At 65.7% G+C, this 1,330-nt stretch carries 1 protein-coding gene; it reads left to right on the top strand.

What is annotated here, in order from left to right; translation table 11 throughout:
* Positions 1 to 98: 98 nt before the first annotated feature.
* Positions 99 to 1,301 (top strand): ISAs1 family transposase, encoded by a 1,203-nt coding sequence (locus UK23_RS25920; protein WP_419503902.1) that lies wholly within the window; start codon positions 99 to 101, stop codon positions 1,299 to 1,301.
* Positions 1,302 to 1,330 lie beyond the last annotated feature (29 nt).

Below are 1,330 nucleotides of genomic sequence, written 5' to 3'. Positions count from 1 at the left end.
GGCACGGCCCCGGCAAAGTCGTTTGTCCTGAATGCAAGGCGGGCACGGCGCTCGTTGATCATGTGAGTGTCTAAGTCGCATGATCTTGTGGGAGTGCCGTGCCCGCCGTGTCATCTTGCCCGATTCCGGCTGCGCTGGATCGGCTGGCCCTGGTTGCCGATGATCGAGTCGCTGACCTGCGTGAGTTCGTCGTTCGTGTGCCGGATCCGCGTGCCCGCCGAGGTGTGCGGCACTCGCTCGCCTCGATCCTGCTGGTAGCCGCGGCGGCGGTCGCCGCGGGAGCGCGTTCGTTCACCGCGATCGGGGAATGGGCCGCGGACGCGCCACAACGCGTCCTGAAACGCCTCGGTACCTGGTTTGACCGCCGTCAGAAACGACATGTGGCCCCGGACGAGTCGACCATACGACGGGTGATGTCCCGAGTGGACGGCGATCGAATGGACGCGTTGGTCAGTGCCTGGCTGGACCAGCTTCTTCTTCCTGGAGGTGAGCCGGCCGATACTCCGCACGCGGTCGCTGTGGACGGTAAGTCAGTCGCGGGCACGTTCGGCCGCAAAGGCGGTAGCGGGGTGCATCTGGTCGCGGCGTTACGTCATGACACCGGCAGCGTCGCCGCCCAGCTGCAGGTATCCAGCGGGCACGAACGCGGGGCCTTCGAACCACTGCTCAACCAGCTGGACCTGGCAGGGACAGTGGTCACCGCGGACGCCTTGCACACCACCCGCGGCCACGCCCTGTTCCTGCACTACCGCAAGGCGTTCTACTTGTTCACCGTCAAGACCAACCTGCAGCTGGTCTACTCGCAACTCGATGCCCTGCCCTGGCACACGATCCCCCGGCTGGAGTTCAGCGAGTCCGGGCACGGCCGCATAGAACGCCGAACAGTGCAGGTCACACCACTGGGCGACTACCTCGGCTACCCAGTCGTCGACTTTCCTTACGTCACGCACGCGTTCTTGATCGAGCGCTACACGACATGCCGTTCCACCGGCATCCGCTCCGCGCACACCGCGCTCGGCGTCACCAACCTCCCGGCTCAGCATGCTCACCCACGCAACATCCACCACTACGTGCGCGGCCACTGGGGCATCGAGAACCGGCTGCACTGGGTCCGCGACGTCACCTACGGCGAAGACTCATCCCGCGTCCGCACCGGCACCGCACCCCGCACCATGGCCAGCCTGCGCAATCTCGCCATCAGCGCACTACGCCTCAACGGACACACCAACATCGCAGCGGGGTTGCGAGCCATGGCCCGCAACCCCACCCGACCACTCAAACTCCTCGGAATCCCGGCCTAACAAGCCAAAACGACTTTGCCGGGGCCGTG

The sequence above is a fragment of the Lentzea aerocolonigenes genome, assembly GCF_000955955.1.
Taxonomy (GTDB): Bacteria; Actinomycetota; Actinomycetes; order Mycobacteriales; family Pseudonocardiaceae; genus Lentzea; species Lentzea aerocolonigenes_A.
Note: the sequence above shows the minus strand (reverse complement) of the source record. Positions and strands in the feature narration are given on the sequence as shown.